Source organism: Syntrophus sp. (in: bacteria), assembly GCF_040768185.1.
Lineage (GTDB): Bacteria > Desulfobacterota > Syntrophia > Syntrophales > Syntrophaceae > Syntrophus > Syntrophus buswellii.
The window spans coordinates 139,091-155,987 of the sequence record NZ_JAXGNC010000006.1 but is presented as its reverse complement, the minus strand read 5'-3'; the positions used below and the strand labels follow the sequence as shown (position 1 = coordinate 155,987).

Genomic DNA, 16,897 nt, shown 5'->3' with positions numbered 1-16,897 from the left:
AAAACGGAAATGGACGGAAGACAAAGCACGATGAAATCCAATTACTTTAGCTATTATTATTGGTATTTTTATATGGAGATCTGTCCATTGTCTCGGGTGGGTTGAACTAACGAATAAAAACACCAAGCCATGGGCAGATCAGGAAGCGCCGCCCATGGCTTTCTTCTTTTATGGCCATGGTGGCAGCAGACACCATGGCCATTTCTGTTGGTGCCTTCCCCGGTGTAAATTGGGAAGGCCGGCAAAGGAGAAGAATCTCATGATTATCGTCATGAAAAGAAACGCAACGGAACGTCAGATTGATCATGTCGTGGACTGGGTTGAATCCATCGGCTACAGGGCTTATCCCTCTCGAGGAACGGAACAGACCGTCGTCAAGGCCATCGGGGGAGAGCGGGGAGGTGAGGAGCTCAAGTACCTGGCGGCACTGTCCGGAGTGGACAAGGTCGTTCCCATCCGCAAGCCCTACAAGCTGAGCAGCCGGGAGGCGAAAGAGGAGGATACGGTCGTCCAGGTGGGAAATGTGAGCATTGGCGGCGGAAGCTTTACCGTCATGGCCGGTCCCTGCTCCGTGGAAAGCGAACAGCAGTTGCTCGAAAGCGCCTACATTGTCAAAAAGGCCGGGGCTTCCATTCTGCGCGGCGGCGCCTTCAAGCCGAGAACCTCCCCCTACAGCTTTCAGGGGTTGGAGGAGGATGGCCTGAAGCTGCTGGCAAAGGCCCGGGAAAAAACCGGCCTTCCTGTGGTGACGGAGATCGTCAATCCCGAGGATCTGGACCTTGTTGAATCCTACACCGACATTCTCCAGGTGGGGGCCCGCAATGTCCAGAACTTTGCCCTGCTGAAGAAAATCGGCCGTTCACGGGTCCCCGTTCTCCTGAAGAGGGGAATGATGACCACCATCGAGGAGCTTCTCATGTCGGCGGAGTACATCCTGTCGGCGGGAAACGACCAGGTGATCCTTTGTGAGCGCGGCATCCGGACCTTCGAAACGGCAACCCGCAATACCCTTGACATCAGTGCCGTGCCTGTACTGAAGGAGCTGACCCACCTGCCCGTCATCATCGATCCCAGTCACGCAACGGGCCACTGGAAATACGTCCTTCCCCTGAGCCGGGCGGCCCTGGCCGTCGGCGCCGACGGCCTGATTGTGGAGATGCACCCTCAGCCCGAAAAGGCCTTCTGCGACGGGGCGCAGTCCCTGAAACCCGAAACGTTTTACGAGCTGATGGATGAACTCAGGAGGATGGAATATGTCATGAGTGCGACAGCGAAGGTGCTGGTATGAACCGGATCAAGATCAATCTCGACAAGCGTCTCTCCGAGTCCCATGAAATCTGCATCGGCTATGATTTCCAGGATCGGATGGGTCTTCTCATCGCGAAAGACCATCCGGCGAACCGGTATGTCATCGTGACCGATTCCAATGTGTCGCAACTCTACGGAAGGACCTTTCTTGAAAAGCTCAAAGAATTGGGGCTCCCCGTGGAACTGCTGGAATTTCCCGCCGGCGAGGGTTCAAAAACCATGGAGACCGTCCTGGGACTGACAGCCAGGCTACTTGAGATGGGTGCGGACCGCCATTCGATGCTCATCGCGCTGGGCGGCGGTGTCGTTGGGGATCTGACGGGGTTCGTCGCTTCCATCTATATGCGCTCCGTTCCCTTCATCCAGATTCCAACGACGCTCATGGCCCAGGTGGACAGCAGCATCGGCGGAAAGACGGCGGTGAATCTCCCGCAGGGAAAAAACCTCCTGGGGACCTTCTATCAGCCGAAGCGGATATTTACTGATCTCAAATTTCTGGAAACCCTTTCCGATGAGGAATATCTCAACGGATTGGCGGAGATTGTCAAATACGGACTCATCGACGAACCGGGATTCTTTGAGCAGCTAGAGCGGGAAGTTCGCGCCCTGCGTGCAAGGAGCCTGGAGATCCTGGAGCCGGTCATCGAACGGTCCTGCCGGATCAAAAAGGGTGTTGTGGAGATTGATGAACAGGAATCGGGATTCCGGAGAATTCTGAACTTCGGCCACACCCTGGGGCATGCCCTGGAAGCCGCTTCTAAGTTCACCCTGCCTCACGGAAAGGCGGTTGCCCTGGGAATGACAGCCGCCTCACGGATTTCCGCCTGTTGCGGCTTTCTTCCGCCGGAGGAGAGGGAGCGGATCGAAGCCCTGATCCGGGACCTCGGCCTGCCCGTCCGGATTCCGTCAGACGTTGCCGGACCGGAAGTTTTGGGGCGTCTCGCCATGGACAAGAAGAAGGAGGGAAATGAACTGCCCTTTATACTGTTGAAAAAAATCGGCATACCCTTTATGAGTAAGGACGTGGGGCTTTCCCTGCCGGAGAAGATCCTTGAGGAAATGGCGGCATGAGCGGGAAATCACTGGACGAACTGAGAAAATCCATTCAGAGTGCGGACACCCGGATTGTCGAGCTGCTTAATGAAAGGGCCGCGTTGGCCCTTGAAATCGGCAGGAAAAAAGCCGATCTGGGAATGGAAATATACGACCCCGTTCAGGAGGAGCAGGTATACGGCCGCCTTGTGCAGTACAATAAAGGCCCCATGCCGGCCTCCATTCTGTCAGCCATCTTCGGCCATGTGGTCGCCGCTTCCCGCTATCTGCAGAATACCCTGACCGCGGCGCTCCGCCCCCACGAGCGGGAGGGGCGGGGCCGGATCAGGGTCTGCATTCCCATTGTGGGCCCCGGAATGGACAAGGCGGCCCGGCAGATTCGTGACGCTGCACCGATGGCGGATTTGCTGGAGCTGAGGATGGACCTGATCAACGGGGATCGTCTGCCTGAGTTGATCAGGGAAATCCGGAAGAATCCCTTTCCCGTAAAAATTGTGGTGACCTGCAGAAAGCCGGAAGAAAGCGGCCGCCGGCCGTCTGCAGAAAAAGATGAGAACGAAGAGGAACGGGTCTCCGTTCTGAAAAAGGCCATCCTGCTGGGTGCCGATTATGTGGATCTTGAACTCGGCACACAAGCTGCCTTGAGGGATTCGTTGAAAGAGCTCATCGCGGATTACCTGGGGCGGACGCAGCTCATCGTTTCCTGCCACAATTTTCAGGAGACTCCCTCTGACGCGGCCCTGGAGGACCTCTGGAAGTCCTGTCGGGAGGCGGGTGCCCGCGTCATCAAGATCGTGACCTTTGCCAGGACGATGACCGATAACCTGCGGATTCTGCGGCTCATTCCGTGGTCCCTGGGTAAAGGGCAGGAGATCGTCGCCTTTTCCATGGGGGACCAGGGAAAAATCAGCCGGATCATGGCCCCCATGCTGGGGGCGCATTTTACCTTCGCGTCGCTGGGGGAAGAAACCGCCACAGCGCCGGGACAATTGACTGCCGCAGAACTGTTCCGTATCCTTGAACTCCTGGGCCGAAAGGCATCCGGCGGCCTTTCCGGGACGGTGAGGTCACCGGAAGAGGAAAGGGGGGAACGGAGCCCAGGGGGAAGGGGCATGGAGCCCTTTTCAGAACGCGGCACCGGGGATGTCGAATCCAATGACTGATCAATTCCGCAGCCCCATTCTCCTTGCCCTCATCGGCCATCCGATAGGCCATAGTCTTTCGCCCCTCATGCATTCGGCCGCCCTGAAACTCCTGCGCCTTGCCGGCCGTTATGAGGCTTGGGACGTGTCCGACCTGAAGCAGGCCGTGGAAAAACTGAGACGGGAGGGATACCGGGGGGCCAGCGTAACCATTCCTTTCAAAAGGGATGTCATGGCCTTTCTCGACGATCTCGATGATCAGGCCCGTCGTATCGGAGCCGTGAACACGGTGATCCATCGAGAGGGGCGCCTGCAGGGCACAAACACCGATTGGGAGGGGCTGCTTCGGGCCCTGCGAAAGGTGACGGATCTTTTCGGAAAGCGGATCGTTGTTCTCGGAGCCGGAGGAACGGCACGGGCTGCCCTGTACGGCCTGCTTGCCGAGGGCGGGGTCCCGGTGGTGGTCAATCGGACGGAGAAGCAGGGGAGGGGGCTTGCCGAGGAGTTCGGCTGCCCTTTTTATCCTCTGGCGGAAATAGGGGACCTAGCAGGCGATATCCTGATCAATGCGACACCGGTCGGAATGGTCCCGGAGATCGATTTTTCACCCGTACCCGCCGCCGCGCTCCGCCGCTTCCGCCTTGTCGCCGACGTGATTTATAATCCCATGAAAACGCGGCTTCTCCGCGAAGCGGAAGAGGCGGGCTGCGCCGTTCTGTCGGGGATGGATATGTTTGTGGAACAGGGTGCGGCGCAGTTCCGGCTGTGGACCGGGCTGGAGCCCCCTGTGGACCGGATGCGGCAGGTTGTGAAGCAGGAGTTGGAAAGAAGGGAAGGGAAGCAGGTATGATCCCCATGGGCCGATCCGACCGGGAGGTAACCCTTGAGGTCCCCGGTTCAAAGAGCATCACCCAGCGCGCGTTGATTGCCGCTGCTCTCGCGAAAGGACCATCCCGGCTGCGCAATGCCCTGCTGGCCGACGATACCTTGTATCTCATCAAAGCCCTGGAGCTTCTTGGCGCTGAGATTGAGGTGGAGGAGGGTGAACTCCGGATTGGCGGGACAGGGGGAAAAATTTCCGTTCCGCCCGAGAGGATCTTCGTAGGAAACAACGGGACGGCGCTGCGGTTTCTGACCTCCCTGGTCTGCCTGGGAGAGGGCCGCTTTGTCCTGGATGGCTCGCCCCGTCTTCGCGAGAGGCCCGTTGAGCCGCTTCTTCGGGTTTTGCGCTCCATGGGGGTGTCCGTCGAAACGCCGGAAAATCCGGGATGCCCCCCGGTTCTTATCCAATCGTGCGGACTTCCGGGCGGGCAAGTCGTATTTGAGGATCTGGACAGCAGCCAGTATGTATCCTCGCTGCTCCTCAGCTCTCCCTACGCTGCACGCAATGTCGGGATTCAGCTTGCCGGCCGGACGGTCTCAGAACCTTACATCGCCATGACGCTCCAGGTGATGGAGCAGTTTGGCGTTGCCGTTGAAAAGCCAGCCGCCAACACCTTCTGCGTCCCGTCAGGCCAAGCCTATCGGGCCCGCTCCTTCACCATCGAAGGGGATTATTCCAGCGCCTCATACTTCTTTCTGGCCGCGGCCCTGGGGCTGGCCCGGGTCCGGGTGCCGCACCTTACGGCTGCGAGCCTGCAGGGAGACGCACGCTTTTTGAAGATTCTCGAAGACCTGGGATGCACCGTGGCATGGAGGGACGGGGACGTAGAAGTCGCCTGCGGTCAGCTCCACGGCGGTGATATGGAGTTCCCCATGGGAGACATTCCCGACATGGTCCCTTCGCTGGCCGTCCTGGCGGCGTTCCGGCCTGGTCGCTCCGTCATCACGGAATCGGCCCACCTGCGCATCAAAGAAAGCAACCGCCTGGCGGCCCTTGCAGCAGAGCTGCATAAAATCGGCATTTCAGCGAGGGAAACACCGGATGGCCTGATCATCAACGGCGGGCGTCCCTGTGGAGGGGACATCGAGACTTACAACGACCACCGGATCGCCATGAGCTTTGCCGTCGCCGGCCTGGCCGTTCCGGGAATCAGGATTGCGGACCAGGACTGTGTCGGCAAATCCTTTCCCGGATTCTGGAACGAGTTGCAGAAGCTGTCACAGGGCGCGCCTGGAGGGGGAAAGAATGACCCGTGATGACCGAACCATCATCCTGATCGGATACCGCGGAACCGGCAAAACCTCTGTGGGCCGGGAACTGGCCCGGCGGCTGAACCGTCCTTTTTACGACACCGATGTCCTGGTTGAAGCGCGTGAAGGGCGATCCATCCGGGACATGGTGGAGCAGGAGGGCTGGACGTATTTCCGGGAGCGCGAAAAAGCCGCCCTTCGTTCCCTTCGTACCATGCACCGCTGTGTCGTAGCCACGGGGGGCGGCGCAGTCCTGGATCCGGACAATGCGCGATTGCTTAAATCCATGGGTTGGATCGTTTTGCTGACGGCCCGGGAAGGGATCCTTGTCCGGCGGATTCTGCAGGATCCGGCCAGCCTTGAAAAGCGGCCGTCTTTTTCCGGGACGGAATCCGCTGAACAATCGATGGAGTCCATGATAGAGGAAACGAAGGAGAGTCTGGCGCAGAGAATGCCTATCTATCGCTCTCTGGCCGATCTGGTCATCGACACCGCCAATGTGTCGCCGGGGGAGGTCGCGGATCGCATTCTCAGACATTTCTCCTTCGGGGAGTGAATGAGCGTTCCGCCTCGGATCCTGGAAATGGCTGACCGGTCCGGGGATGAACAGCCCAGAGGGCCACAGGCAGAGGAGAAGGGAAGGCAGCGATGTCAGGGAACACCATTGGAAGGGTCTTTCGGATAACCACCTGGGGGGAATCTCATGGAGCGGCTCTCGGCGCCGTTATCGATGGCTGCCCGCCGGGGCTTTCGCTCTCCCAAGGGCAGATCCAGGCCGTCCTCGACAGAAGAAAACCGGGCGGGCAACGTTTTGCCTCCCCCCGGCAGGAGGCGGATCGCGTGGAAATCCTCTCCGGCGTCTTTGAGGGAAAAACCACGGGGACGCCGATTGCGCTCCTCATTCGAAATCGCGATGCGGACAGCGGAGCCTATGAGCACCTGCGGTCCGTTTTTCGACCCGGGCATGGAGATTACACGTACTACAGAAAGTACGGACTCCGGGACCATCGCGGGGGAGGAAGGGCCTCTGGACGGGAAACGGCGGCCCGCGTGGCGGCCGGGGCTGTGGCTTCGCTGGTGACGGAAGCCGCGGGGATCCAGGTCCTGGCCTATACGGTGGCCCTGGGGGGCATTTGTATCTCCCGGGGCAGCCCGGGGAGGATCCGCAGGGAATCCCTTGAAAATTCCCTGTACTGCCCTGATCCGGAAGCTGCAGCCAGAATGCTGGATCGGCTGGCTGAGATCCGGCAGCAGGGGGATACCCTGGGAGGAATCGTCGAAATCGTGGTGCGGGGCTGTCCGGCAGGGCTGGGAGAGCCGGTTTTCGACAAGATGGATGCTGACCTGGCCAGTGCCCTCATGAGCATCGGAACCGTCAAAGGAGTGGAAATCGGAGCAGGGTTTTCCGTGGCGGACATGCTGGGATCGGAGAGCAACGATCCCCTGAGTCCCGGCGGATTCCTGTCCAACACCTCCGGCGGGATTCTGGCCGGGATTACCAGCGGAGAAGAAATCGTGATGCGGGTGGCCTGCAAGCCCATTCCGTCCATTTCCAGGTCACAGCAGACGATTGACGCGGAGGGCCATCCGACGACGCTCTCAATCGGTGGTCGACACGATGTCTGCGTGATCCCGCGAATCGTTCCCGTGTGTGAGGCCATGGTGCAGATCGTTCTGGCGGACCATCTGCTGCGGCAGAAGGCGGTGACGCCGTGACCGGGATAAAGTGAACGAAAGGCGGGCAGGATACATGGATATTGGTATTATTGGCGGCAAAGGGGACATGGGCAGGTGGTTTGAGAAATTTTTCAAAAGCCTGGGTTATTCGGTCTTGATCGCGGGAAGAAATGAAGGAACGATCCTGGCCGAGATGGGCAAACGGTGTTCCGTTGTGATCGTGAGCGTGCCCGTGGGTGTTACGACGGAGGTGATCGAACAGATCGGACCGCTCATGGCAAAAGATGCCCTGCTGATGGATATCACCTCCCTCAAGGCGGAGCCTGTAAAGGACATGCTGCGCTGCGCCGAATGCGATGTGATCGGATGCCATCCCCTCTTCGGCCCGGAAGTTCCTTCACTGGAGGGATATTCCTTCGTGATCTGCCCGGCCCGGTCCGGAAGCGGGAGATGGCTTGCCTGGCTGCGCACGCTTTTGAAGGACAATGGAGCGAGGATTGTAGAGACATCTCCGGAGGAGCATGATCGGTTCATGAGCATCATCCAGGGATTGAACCATTTCAACACCATGACCTTCGGCCTTGCCATGAATGCGATGGAGACGGATATCGAAACCCTGAAGCCCTACATGACACCGATATTTGAGGAGAAAATCAGGATTATCAAAGAAGTGTTCAGTCACAATGCCCGCATGTATTCGGAAATCCTCACCCGGAATCCCTATCTGCCCGCCATTCTGGACTCCTATGAACAAACCATGAAGGAATTGAAGAATCTCATTGAGAAACGCGATGCCCGGACCCTCCAGAAGCGACTTGAAACGGCAGGGAGCCGCTTCCCGGAAATGGTCAAAAGAAATCCGTCCTGAAAAAAGATCTCCGGGAGATACAAGATCGGGATCAAGGACGGCGCCTAGGCCGGAGGGGCTGTCCTTTTAAGGAATGATTCCAGAAGCTTTCCTTCCTGGAATTCGGGATTAATTTTCAAGGCCTCCTGAATGGCGTCCAGGGCTTCTTTCCAATCCTTCAGTTCAATATGGATCCGGGCAATGTTGTAATACAATCCTTCATCGTCGGATTGAAGGGCGAGGGCTTTCTTGAAGTCGTGAAGAGCGTCCCGATAACGCCCCTGCCGACGGTGTTCAATGCCTGACGTGTTGTAACATTGGAGAAGCCACCAGAGGATTTCATCGTTGCCGCCGATGATGTCTTTTGCGGTCTCATAATCATCGCTGTCGATGAAGCTTTTTGCTTCTTTTGCAAGATTCTCGATTCTGGATTCTTCAGGCTCGTCGGAAGGATCTGTCTCGTGATGGTTTTCGTTCGATCCGCCGGCCTGCTCTTCCATATACCCCTTTATTTCCTCATCCTTGATGATCAGCAGCTGCTTGACGAATTCCAGAGTCGTTGCGGCGTCGTTGTCACGGAACGCCACGGCACCGTACATCTCTGTAAAAGCCGGGGTATTTGATATGAGTGCCTGAAAATGATTGAACTTATCGTTCAGATCCTTTGAATCTGAGGGCAGCATTTTTGTCCTGAGCAGCGTTTCCAGAGACTCCTTGAATTTGACCAGTGAAGAATGCAGTTTGTTCTGCTGCAGCAGAACCCTGGCCTCGTTCAATTTTTTTTCGATTCGCCCCACTTCTTCCCTGTTGATGGTATTTTTCATTTGAATTCCCCGGAGGTGTTTTGTGATGCCTCAACAACACGGCTGTGAATATTTATGTATAGAGAATTGCAAGAAAAATTCCAGAAATAAAAAAAGTCTCCGTTCCGAGGAAAAAATATCATGAAATTCAAAATGGAAATGTCCCTAAAGATTTTCTTGTTTCTACCGATTCAATAGATGGGTCAACAGGAAATCAAAAGCAAGAGGTTGTATTATGCCGGTATCCGTTTATCAAGTTGACAGCGTCATTAAGGCTTACAATAAGCACGTCCGAACGAAAGTAGAAAACAGAAATCATGGTGCCGCCGATGCCGGTTCACACTATCGTGACTGCGTAACAATCTCTCCCTCGCCTGAAAACAAAGCGATCACCTTTGAAAAAATCTCTTATAACATCCGCGATATCATTGTAAAAAGTGCGTAATGGTCCAGAAGATCACAGCCCTTTGAAATGGACTCAACGTGCGCAGCAACCAACCGATTGACGAGACGACAGAAATCCTCCCTGGAGATATGGACAGTGCCGTTGAAATGCAAAATACCTTCATGAACCAGAAAAAAATTCTCGTTGTTGATGATTATCCCCACATTAGAGATTTAATTCGAGAAGCGTTGGAGACAGAGGGGCATTATGAAGTCAGCGAGGCGGAAAACGGGTTGGAGGCTCTGAATCTTCTCCGGCAAAAGACCTATGACATCGTTATCAGCGATGTGATGATGCCGATCATGGGCGGGCTTGATTTGCTGGAGAGCATTCAGGAGGTTCAGCCTACGGTCCTCACGATCATGATGACCGCCTATCCGGAGATCGAAACCTCTGTTTCCGCGATGAAAAAAGGTGCCGTTGACTTCATCCGGAAGCCGTTTCGTATCGATGAGCTGCTCTTTAAAGTCGATGTATCCCTGCGGCAGAGGGAGGCTTTGTCCGCCCAGGAACTGGAAAGGAATTCCAGAACCCGCCGGCTGCAGGGTCATTGCGAGGATTTATCGCTTCGAAACTACATTTACGACACTATCGAAAACTCCTTCGGTGACAATGACTATATCTTTGAAGATGTCGTTGAACTGGCCATGAAGGTCGTCGGGGGCAGGGATTGCGAGCTGCTGCTCTATGATGTCGAGGAGCGCCGGTTTCATCCCCACATCATCAAGGGGATAAATTCTGAGACTTACAGCACAAAAATCTTCCCGCAGATCGAAGGTGCGCTGGAGAAGGCGGCCCACAGCCGCGAAGCCATGATCATCACCTCGGACGAATGTTCTGAGGCATTTCCCTCCGTGATCTGTGCGCCTTTAATGATCAGAAACCAGGTTTTCGGGGTACTGACGATCCGGAAAAAGGAACGGGGGATCGCCTTCTCAAAGAGGGAACTGGATTATATCCAGACTTTGACCAAAAGGGCGTCCCTGAATGTTGAAAACAAGGTGTTGTACGAAAGTCTCTATCGCAATCTCATCGACACGTTTAAATCCCTTGTGGCTTCGATACAGGTTCGCGACTCCTATACGGAGGAGCACTCCTACCGGGTCATGGATAAAGTCATCACCATGGCAAAGCATATGGGGCGTTCCAATGAGGAGGTTGAAAGTGTCCGGATTGCGGGCATGCTGCACGATATCGGCAAGATTGCCATACCGGACAGAATCCTCCTGAAGCCTGACCGGCTTACCGAGTATGAATATAAAGTCATTCAAAGCCATCCGGGGATCGGGGAAAGCATCCTGAAGTCGGTCATGCTTCTGGACCGGGAAAGGGAAATCATTCTGCACCATCACGAGCGGTACGACGGCAAGGGGTATCCTCACGGGCTCTCAGGAGACAAAATTCCGCTTTTGTCCCGATTGCTGGCCATTGCCGATTCATTTGACGCAATGACCAGCAATCGGCCTTATCGAAAGTCCATGTCCGTGGATCGCGCGATTCAGGAACTCAAGAAGAACAGTGGAAAGCAGTTTGACGGCACTCTTGTTGAATGCTTTTTGCAAAGCCTGTAAGCATTGATGAATCCATTCCAACATGAAACTTCGAAACGAGGCATCGATCCAGTTTATGACAACACCGTATTCCATGATGGAGATCGCGCAACGGAATCAGGCCCTTCTGCGGAATCTTCAAAAAGAGCAGGCCGGCAGCCAGGACCAAAACGGTGAGGATTCCGGTACTTTGTTCCGCGGGATGCTTGACGAGGCCGCACGTTCCTCGTCGGCCGCTCAGCCCGTTTCAGAAGATTCGCCACCGTCCTCCAAGGCGGCGATTGAATTGCTGCTGAAGCGTATTGAACTCAGAATGAACGGTCATCTGTTAAGGATTTTGTCAGGGGAAACAGAGACCGAAGGGGCGGCCCAGATCTTCGAGGAGGTGCGCTGCGTGCTTTCCGGTTATGTTCCGGAACCGGAGGGGAGCGAAGAAACGTCAATTCCCGTATCAAAGGAACAAAAGCCTGACACACCCTCTTCGAACGGCCACTACGATACCCTCATCCGGAAGGCTTCCGAAACCTATGGAGTGGATGCTGAGTTGATAAAAAGTGTCATCAAGGTGGAAAGCAATTTCAAGGCGGACAGTACCTCACCCAAGGGGGCCATGGGACTGATGCAGTTAATGCCGGCAACGGCGAGGGAACTCGGGGTGAAAGATTACTACAATCCCGAAGAAAACATCATGGGCGGTACGCGATACCTCAAGGGGCTTCTGGACCGTTATCAGGGCAATGTGAAACTCGCCCTTGCCGCCTATAACTGGGGAATGGGAAACGTCGAGAAAAACCCCGGGAAGATGCCACCGGAAACCCGGAATTACGTGGCCCGGGTCACGGCGAACTACTCCAGGGCAACGGAAGTGTAAATCAGACTGCGAAACCCACCTTCAGAGCTCACGCAACGTCTCCGATTTCCACCGATCCAGCGATGTCAGGGCGCGGAGGGCGTGGCAGGCGCCGCGCTCTCTTTTTTTCAATTTCTGAGGCAGGGCTGGAAATAATCCCCAATTGATGTTCATCGGCTGGAAATTCCGGCTCTCTGCGGACGTGATGTGGTTGACAAGCGCACCCATGGCGGTGACCGGCGGCGGCGGAGGGAAGGCCTTGCCGCGATGAAATGCGGACGCGCTCAATCCGGCGATCAGTCCCATGGCCGTGGATTCGATATATCCTTCAACGCCGGAGATCTGCCCGGCGAAGAAGATGTGCTCATTCTTTTTTAATTGAAGGGTAGGTTCCAACAGTGCCGGAGCATTGATAAAGGTGTTTCTGTGAATGCTCCCGTATCTCGCAAACTCCGCCTCTTCAAGGCCGGGGATCTTCCGGAATATCCGGCGCTGTTCCGGCCAGGTCAGCTTGGTCTGAAACCCGACGATGTTGAAAAGGGTCGCCTCCCGATTTTCCTGGCGGAGCTGTATCACGGCATAGGGGATTTTCCCTGTTTTCGGGTTGAGAATTCCCACCGGTTTCATGGGGCCGAAGACCAGCGTGGATATGCCTCTAGAGGCAATCACCTCGATGGGAAGGCAGCCGTCAAAATACTTCGGATCCTCGAAATGCCGAAGGGGTACGGTCTGTGCGCCCATCAGTTCCCGCCAGAAGTTTTCGTATTCCTCTTTTTCCATGGGGCAGTTCAGGTAGTCACCCTGTCCTGTGGAGTCATATCGAGAAGCTCTGAAAACCTTTTCGAGATCGATGGAATCTCCTTCAATGATCGGCGAAATCGCATCGTAAAAATAGAGATAGGAGCTGTCCGTGAGCCTGGCGATCTCATGAGACAGGCCATCGGAAGTCAACGGCCCCGTGGCGATGATCACAATGCCTTCGGAAGGGACTTCGATCATTTCTTTGCGGATGATCGTCAGGTTGGTAAAGCTGTTGAGGCGGTTTTCAATAACGCGGGAGAAGGCATGGCGATCAACAGCCAATGCCTTTCCGGCGGGAACGGAGGTTTCATCCGCCGCCTTCATGATCAGCGAGTCCATCCTGCGCATTTCTTCCTTCAGAAGACCTGCTGCATGATCCGACACGTTGGAGCGGAGCGAATTGCTGCAGACGAGCTCTGCGAGAGACCCGGACCGGTGGGCCGGAGAAAATTTTTCCGGCTTCATCTCATAAAGGACAACAGAATGCCCCCGGTTGAGGAGCTGCCAAGCCGCTTCACATCCCGCTAGACCTGCGCCGATAATGGTGACGGGGTCCTCTTCGTGCATGTCCTTCTTTTTAAAAATGCCCACTGAAATTACTGGTCCTTGTCCGTGTATCCGCACTCCTTGTTGGGACAGGCTTTGTAGGTTCCCTCGTTGCGGGAGTACTTTTCAACCAGAAAGGGGGAATGGCATCGGGGGCAGGATTCGGGCACGGGCCTGTCCCACAGGGCAAACGTGCAGTCGGGATAGTTGGAACATCCGAAGAAACTTCGTCCCTTCTTGGTCCGCTTTTCGATGATCTCGCCGTTGCAGCCTTCCTGTGGGCATTTGACCCCGAGGCTGATCGGCATGGTAACTTTGCAGTCAGGATAGCCGGAGCATCCCAGAAAACGGCCGAATCGGCCGAATTTGATCAACATGTTCTTGCCGCATTGCGGACAGAGGGTCTCTGTCATCTCCCCCCCGGGGCTCCTTTTTTCGGTGCCGTCGCCCTGGGGAATGTTCATGGTGTTCCTGCACTCGGGGTAGTTTGAACAGGCAAGGAATTTGCCGTTTCTTCCCCATTTGATGACCATGGGGCTCGAGCATTTGTCGCAGATCAGATCCGTCGGCGTCTCCTCCCGCTTGATGTTCCTCATTTCGATCTTGGCTTTGCTCAGATCCTCCTCAAAAGGGGCGTAAAATTCCTGCAGGGTATCGAGACGCTTCTGTTTTCCCTCTTCGATCAGGTCGAGCTGGTTTTCCATTGAAGCCGTAAAAGAAATATCCAGCACCTTGGGAAAGTTCTTGACGAGGAGTTCCGTGACGATCATTCCCAGTTCGGTGGGGTGAAACTTTCCCTGTTCCAGCCTTGCGTAATTCCGGTCCTGAATGGTGCTCAGAATGTTCGCATAGGTGCTGGGCCGCCCGATGCCTTTTTCTTCAAGCTCACGGACCAGTGAGGCTTCGGAAAACCGCGGCGGAGGTTGAGTAAATTTCTGGTCGGACTTGACCTTCAAAAGGGTAAGCTGTTCCCCTTCCTTGACATCGGGAAGAATGCCTTCCGCTTCCGCGTCCTCGGGTTGCTCCTTCTCCTCCTTTCCCTCGGTGTACACGATGGTGTAACCGGCGAATTTCAGAATCGCCCCCTGGGAGCGGAAGAGATAGGGATCGGCCGATACATGGATCGTTGTCTGATCGTAAAGGGCCGGGTTCATTTGACTTGCGACGAAGCGATTCCAGATCAGGGAGTATAGGCGAAATTGATCGGGCGTCAGAAATTTTTTGACATCCTGAGGCTTGTAATTCAGCGAGGCCGGCCGGATCGCTTCGTGGGCATCCTGGGTCTTTCCTTTATTTTTATAGGCATGTGCTTTTGAAGGCAGAAAAGCAGGGGCATAATTTTCCCGGATATAAGAGCGGACCTCCTGGAGGGCATCGTCGGCGATCCGAACGGAATCCGTCCTCATGTAGGTGATCAGTCCCACGGGCCCCTCTTCTCCCAGCTCAATCCCCTCATAAAGCTTCTGGGCCGTCATCATGGTTTTTTTGGCCGAAAAGCGAAGCAACCGGGATGCTTCCTGCTGCAGCTTGCTCGTCGTGAAGGGAGGCAGGGAGGCCTTCTTGACTTCTTTCTTCTCCAGCTTGCTGACGACAAACCGGGGAGGTGAAGACGGGTCGCCTCCCGCAGAAATCGGAGCGGACAAGAGCGTTACGATGCCCTCGGCCTGCGCCGAATTGGCGATTTTGGCCTTCCTGCCGTTGATCTTGACCAGTTTGGCTTCGAAGGGAGGAGGGTTCTCGCCTTTGAGCTGCACGGAGATGTTCCAGTACTCTTCGGGGTTGAATCCCTTGATTTCCTCTTCGCGATCACAGATCATCCGGACGGCGACGGACTGGACACGCCCAGCGCTGAGCCCCCTTTTTACCTTTTCCCACAGAATCGGACTGATCTGATAGCCGACCAGCCTGTCTAGAATGCGTCTTGTCTGCTGAGCTTCGTATTTGTTGAAATCCAGCTCTCCCGGGTGGCTTAGTGCGTCCAGAACGGTGTTTTTTGTGAGATCATTGAACAAAACACGATACACTTCCTTGTTCTTGGTCTTTAACTCCTCCGCGATGTGCCAGGCGATTGCCTCGCCTTCACGATCGGGATCAGGGGCAAGATAAATCCGGCTCGCATGTTTCGCCGCCTTTTTTAAATCGGCGATGACCTTTTTCTTGTCATCGAGGATGCTGTAAGTGGGCTGAAACTCGTTTTGCGGATCAATCCCGAGCGTCTTTTTGGGCAGATCCTTGATGTGCCCTTTCGAAGCCAGGACATCATAATCCGCTCCGAGATATTTTTTGATGGTTTTTACCTTCGTCGGCGATTCGACGATGATCAGGGAATCGGGCATGGAGTCTCCTTACGTTTATAAAGCTTTCCTGGCAACTGCAGAATGGCATCGTACAGTTCCAGATTTAAAAGGCAATTCATCGTTTCATTGACACTGAGTCCTGATTTAGCGATGATCGTGTCAATGTCAACGGTTCCGGATGCCAGGAGATTCAAAATCATTGTTTCATGTTCGCTGAATGAACGCTCTGATGAAGGATGGGAAACGGAAGTCTCCTGGTCCGGCTGCCTCATTTCCCGAAGATCCGTGCTCCCCTTTTTCTCGCCCGGGAGGAGCTCCCTTCGTGTTCGCCTTATCTGGGGCAGAATTTCTTCCAGAACGTCATCGACATTCTCGATCAATTTCGCCCCCTCCTTTATCAGCCTGTGGCTTCCACGCGATCCGTGAAAATCGATGCTTCCCGGAACCGCAAAAACCTCACGTCCCTGCTCCATGGCGATGCGCGCCGTGATCAGAGAGCCGCTGCGCTCGTTCGCTTCAACGACCACAACACCCAGGGACAGGCCGCTGATGATCCGGTTGCGCATGGGAAAATTCGGGGCGTTGGGTGGTGTGCCCGGGGCGTATTCGGAGATCACCGCGCCGTTTTCCGAAATATTCTTATAAAGATCCTTGTTTTCAGGAGGATAAATTACATCCAGACCGCAGCCCAGAACCGCGATCGTTCTGCCCCTGCCGGCAAGCGCTCCTCTGTGGGCTGCAGAATCAATGCCCCTGGCCATTCCGCTGACGATGGTCATTCCATTCATGGCCAGCTCCCTGGCGAGCCTTTCCGTCGTATAGACACCATAGGTGCTTGCCATCCGTGATCCGACCATGGCAATATTCAGATCACCCTCTTCCAGTGTTCCTTTGACATAGAGGAGGGGGGGATAATCAAAAATGTTCTTCAGAATACCCGGATACTCTCTGTCATGTAAAGTCACCAGATGGATATGAAATTTATTCAGCTCTTTCAACTCATTTTCAAGCTTCTGCCACTGATGAAACCCTTTGATCGCTGATGCCGTTTTGGGGCCGATACCCGGAATCCTCAGGAGTTCCGGATAGGTGGCCTGAAAGACGTGGTAGGGGGATGGAAAGAATCCAAGAAGGGACTTAAATGTAACGTTCCCGATGCCGCTTGCGGATCTCAAGGCCAGCCAATATAAGAGCTCATTGTTCTCCATGACTAAAGTTCTTCCGAACATCCAGATTCATGTGGTCAAGGCAAAAGAATCACTTCATGGATCGGAAAGCGGAGTGCCGCCGGAACAGGAGTTGAACAGAGCGAATGCTGCTGAACTCTGCGGATCCATGATCATGCCGGTGCAATATCCGTGCGCCATCGAATGAGCGGATAAAAGGCTTTGTACTTTATAGAATAATAGCATGGTGTCAAGTCTTTTTAGCAAGAAGACGAGGCA

General features: G+C 55.0%; 16 protein-coding genes. 12 read left to right on the top strand and 4 right to left on the bottom strand.

Features of this window, described 5'->3' with window-relative positions; all coding sequences use genetic code 11:
• Positions 1-259 precede the first annotated feature (259 nt).
• From aroF to AB3175_RS08140, 8 genes are all read left to right on the top strand, one after another.
• A complete protein-coding gene (aroF, locus tag AB3175_RS08175) occupies positions 260-1,288 on the top strand; it encodes a 3-deoxy-7-phosphoheptulonate synthase (RefSeq protein WP_367360448.1) in 1,029 nt (342 codons plus the stop codon).
• On the top strand, positions 1,285-2,379 hold the full coding sequence (gene aroB, locus AB3175_RS08170) for a 3-dehydroquinate synthase (protein WP_367360447.1): 1,095 nt from the start codon (positions 1,285-1,287) through the stop codon (positions 2,377-2,379). The genes aroF and aroB overlap by 4 nt, the downstream gene beginning before the upstream one ends.
• Complete coding sequence (locus AB3175_RS08165; RefSeq protein ID WP_367360446.1) at positions 2,376-3,524, top strand: type I 3-dehydroquinate dehydratase; 1,149 nt, start codon at positions 2,376-2,378, stop codon at positions 3,522-3,524. The genes aroB and AB3175_RS08165 overlap by 4 nt, the downstream gene beginning before the upstream one ends.
• Complete coding sequence (locus AB3175_RS08160) at positions 3,517-4,353, top strand: shikimate dehydrogenase (RefSeq protein ID WP_367360445.1); 837 nt, start codon at positions 3,517-3,519, stop codon at positions 4,351-4,353. Before AB3175_RS08165 ends, AB3175_RS08160 begins: the two co-directional genes overlap by 8 nt.
• A 5-nt stretch (positions 4,354-4,358) precedes the next feature.
• Entirely contained in the window at positions 4,359-5,642 is a 1,284-nt protein-coding gene (aroA, locus tag AB3175_RS08155; RefSeq protein WP_367360444.1) for a 3-phosphoshikimate 1-carboxyvinyltransferase, read from the top strand.
• Positions 5,632-6,192 carry a shikimate kinase gene (locus AB3175_RS08150; RefSeq protein ID WP_367360443.1) on the top strand — a complete coding sequence of 187 codons (561 nt, stop codon included), beginning with the start codon at positions 5,632-5,634 and terminating at the stop codon, positions 6,190-6,192. Before aroA ends, AB3175_RS08150 begins: the two co-directional genes overlap by 11 nt.
• Positions 6,193-6,284: 92 nt before the next feature.
• Complete coding sequence (gene aroC, locus AB3175_RS08145) at positions 6,285-7,352, top strand: chorismate synthase (protein WP_367360442.1); 1,068 nt, start codon at positions 6,285-6,287, stop codon at positions 7,350-7,352.
• A 34-nt stretch (positions 7,353-7,386) separates the two neighbouring features.
• Entirely contained in the window at positions 7,387-8,181 is a 795-nt protein-coding gene (locus AB3175_RS08140) for a prephenate dehydrogenase/arogenate dehydrogenase family protein (protein WP_367360441.1), read from the top strand.
• Between the two features lie 44 nt (positions 8,182-8,225).
• On the opposite strand, the gene AB3175_RS08135 is transcribed toward AB3175_RS08140, so the two are convergent.
• Positions 8,226-8,984, bottom strand: a complete 759-nt coding sequence (locus AB3175_RS08135) for a tetratricopeptide repeat protein (RefSeq protein WP_367360440.1) — start codon at positions 8,982-8,984, stop codon at positions 8,226-8,228.
• Between the two features lie 214 nt (positions 8,985-9,198).
• On the opposite strand from AB3175_RS08135, the gene AB3175_RS08130 reads away from it, so the two are divergent.
• The 3 genes from AB3175_RS08130 to AB3175_RS08120 all read left to right on the top strand — a co-directional run bounded on the left by AB3175_RS08130 (position 9,199) and on the right by AB3175_RS08120 (position 11,829).
• A complete protein-coding gene (locus AB3175_RS08130; RefSeq protein WP_367360439.1) occupies positions 9,199-9,408 on the top strand; it encodes a hypothetical protein in 210 nt (69 codons plus the stop codon).
• A gap of 122 nt (positions 9,409-9,530) precedes the next feature.
• Complete coding sequence (locus AB3175_RS08125) at positions 9,531-10,979, top strand: HD domain-containing phosphohydrolase (RefSeq protein ID WP_367360438.1); 1,449 nt, start codon at positions 9,531-9,533, stop codon at positions 10,977-10,979.
• A 22-nt stretch (positions 10,980-11,001) separates the two neighbouring features.
• Positions 11,002-11,829: a lytic transglycosylase domain-containing protein gene (locus tag AB3175_RS08120; protein WP_367360437.1), complete on the top strand. Its 828-nt coding sequence runs from the start codon at positions 11,002-11,004 to the stop codon at positions 11,827-11,829.
• A 21-nt stretch (positions 11,830-11,850) separates the two neighbouring features.
• Here AB3175_RS08120 and trmFO read toward each other — a convergent pair whose 3' ends face one another.
• The 3 genes from trmFO to dprA are packed head-to-tail and all read right to left on the bottom strand — an operon-like array spanning position 11,851 to position 16,660.
• Positions 11,851-13,176, bottom strand: coding sequence for a methylenetetrahydrofolate--tRNA-(uracil(54)-C(5))-methyltransferase (FADH(2)-oxidizing) TrmFO (gene trmFO, locus AB3175_RS08115; protein ID WP_367360436.1), 1,326 nt, complete (start codon positions 13,174-13,176; stop codon positions 11,851-11,853).
• A gap of 29 nt (positions 13,177-13,205) precedes the next feature.
• Positions 13,206-15,491, bottom strand: coding sequence for a type I DNA topoisomerase (topA, locus tag AB3175_RS08110; protein WP_367360435.1), 2,286 nt, complete (start codon positions 15,489-15,491; stop codon positions 13,206-13,208).
• Positions 15,476-16,660, bottom strand: a complete 1,185-nt coding sequence (gene dprA / locus AB3175_RS08105; protein WP_367360434.1) for a DNA-processing protein DprA — start codon at positions 16,658-16,660, stop codon at positions 15,476-15,478. The genes topA and dprA overlap by 16 nt, the downstream gene beginning before the upstream one ends.
• Between dprA and AB3175_RS08100 the strand changes: the two genes are divergently transcribed.
• Entirely contained in the window at positions 16,659-16,826 is a 168-nt protein-coding gene (locus AB3175_RS08100) for a hypothetical protein (RefSeq protein WP_367360433.1), read from the top strand. The genes dprA and AB3175_RS08100 overlap by 2 nt on opposite strands.
• Positions 16,827-16,897 lie beyond the last annotated feature (71 nt).